At 55.8% G+C, this 2,514-nt stretch carries 1 protein-coding gene; it reads right to left on the minus strand.

Annotated elements, in window-relative coordinates; translation table 11 throughout:
• Window positions 1-463: 463 nt before the first annotated feature.
• Window positions 464-2,224: an acyl-CoA dehydrogenase gene (locus M0974_RS10790; protein ID WP_297836080.1), complete on the minus strand. Its 1,761-nt coding sequence runs from the start codon at window positions 2,222-2,224 to the stop codon at window positions 464-466.
• Window positions 2,225-2,514 lie beyond the last annotated feature (290 nt).

The following is a 2,514-nucleotide window of genomic DNA, read 5'->3' on the forward strand; positions in this document are numbered from 1 at the left end:
AATAATGGTTATGTCAATTAACTATTATTGACGATTTTTCTGTCAGTGGAGAGGGTTTTCCGGCTCGTCGCGCCGCCGAATTATCTTAGGGGCAGTTCGTTGCTCATCCCATTTCGTGATTTTAAAAGCGTATTTAGCCGACCGGTATCGGGCAAGATACTTTATGTAAGTACTTGATATAAAGTTACTTTTTATTTTTTATTTCTTGAAATGACCTAGCGTTATGGCCGCAAAGGAACGCTGATGGACGACAGTTCGGACGAGAAACAGCTCTTGAAGTGCTGTGTGATCTGATGAAGGAAAGCGTCTATTTGACTGTGAAGGTTTCGATGGAGATAGCTGGTAGTTAATCAAAATAATTATAAGGCTGGCGGCAGTCCATCGAAAATCACCGCTGTTGCTGCAAGGGCCAGATCGCGACCGATCATGGGGCCGGCCGGGATAGAACCCGACCGGCGATTGCTTAGTCAGCCAGGAAGGGGAGCGTTGTTGTGAGCCCGGCCTTTACCAGGGTTGCATGATGTTTCGCTTTGGGTAGGCAAAAACTAAAGTAGTAACGGGCCGACTCCTGCTTGCTTGCATGGATCGGGTCGTCCTCGCGGCCGTGACTAACGCGTGCTGCGCGTAGCCAAACGTAGCCCAGGCTAAGCACGGCCAACCAGTGCAGGAAATCGCCTGCGCTACGGTACGGAGCCTCGGGGTCCTGGGCTTCTGTCTGGCGTATTTCTCCTATGATTTGCTCAAGCTGATCGCACTGCTCAATCAGAGAACCTGCGGCCTCGCTCCACGTTGGGTTTTCCGAGGCGAGCGACGCTTCCTCCCGATACAATGCCAGCAAGGTGGGTAGGTCTGAGGACGGGTTTCGTAGCACTTTGCGCAGCAGCAGGTCGTTGGCCTGAATCTCGTTCGTGCCTTCATAAATCATGGCAATACGGCTGTCACGCAAGGTCTGCTCAATGGGATATTCCTGGCTATAGCCGTAGCCGCCGAATACCTGCAGCGCCGCGCTTGCCTGTTGAAAACCCTGTTCTGTGAAATACGCTTTGACCAGTGGTGTAAGCAACGTGGCAAGTCCGGTGCTTTGCTGGCGCTGTTCTGGATCCGCTGCGTGCTCGGACTGGTCCAGTAGATGGGCGACCCAGTAGCCGAGCATGCGCATGCCCTCGCTATGTGCGCGCAGGCTGAGAAGCGTATGGCGCATGGCCGGGTGGTAGTGAATTGGGTCCGCTTCTGCCGTCGGCGATCCTGCTGGTCGCTTCACGGCTCTCATTTGCCTCCGTTCGGCGGCGTAGCCCATGGCGCTCTGCCAGGCTGCCTCGGCGTGGCCAAGGCCCTGCATGCCTACATATAGGCGTGCCGAATTCATCATCACGAACATGGCAGCAAGGCCTTGGTTTGCCTTACCCAGTAACCAGCCGTGGGCACCGTCAAAACGCAGCGCACATGTGGCGCTAGCGCGGATGCCCATCTTGTGCTCAATACCGTCGCAGTACACGGCGTTGCGGCTTCCGTCATCCAGCAGTTTAGGCACCACGAATAGTGAAATACCGCGACTGCCAGCGGGGGCATCAGGCAGGCGGGCGAGTACCAAGTGGAGAATGTTCTCGGTCAGATCGTGCTCGCCGCCAGAGGCGAATATTTTATTGCCACTAATTCGGTGACTGCCATCATCGTTTGGCTCGGCTCGTGTGCGCAGTAGGCCGACATCGCTGCCGGCCTGCGGCTCGCTAAGGCACATGGTGGGCAGGATTTCGCCGCTTACAATACCCGGAAGGTAGCGTTGGCGAAGCCACTCCGGGGCATGATGCTTCAAGCATTCATACGCACCGTGGGCGATGCCTGTGTACATCGCCCACGCATGGTTGCAGGCATAAAGCATCTCAAGAACTGCAGTGTTGAGTAGTTGGGGTAGGCCTTGGCCACCGTCCTCGGTACGCGCTGCAAGTGCCGGCCAACCGCCTTCAACAAAAGCCTGGTAGGCCGCGGGAAATCCATCAGGGCTCTGGACTCTGCCCTCTGCAAAGCGACAGCCTTGGCGGTCTCCCTTCACATTCAGCGGCGCGATGACGCCACTGGCAAATCGCGCAGCCTCTTTCAATACCTGTTCAGCGAGGGCGCTGTCCACGTGCTGCAATAGGGGCATTTGCGCCCATGCCGCGGGTGCTTTCAACCAGTCCTCTATGACATAGCGCATATCGTTCAGCGGCGCCTGATACTGCTCCATAATCAACCTCCAGGTTAACTTCAATTCGATATTCCGCAGACAGTCGCCCGCACCCTGGCATGGCCCGCTTACGGGCTATGGGTGTAGTACGGTTATCAAAGACGCGGTTGGCGCCTGCAGCGTGGTGATATCGGCACCGCCGAAATCGATGCGACTAATGTGAAGTTGGTTCCGGTCAGGGAAAGGCCGGTAACCATAAACTGTGGCATCGATGTGACGCTGACTGCGGGGCCTAGATTGAAATCGATGTTAGCGCGTCAATTTTATGAAAGCCACTGAGCGAACCGGGA

Origin of the sequence: Pseudomonas sp. (assembly GCF_026224925.1) — a bacterium.
Taxonomy (GTDB): Bacteria; Pseudomonadota; Gammaproteobacteria; order Pseudomonadales; family Pseudomonadaceae; genus Aquipseudomonas.

Bases quoted from the DNA above. Each gene is read 5' to 3' on its own strand.
- M0974_RS10790 (WP_297836080.1), bottom strand. From the start codon at position 2,224: ATGGAGCAGTATCAGGCGCCGCTGAACGATATGCGCTATGTCATAGAG.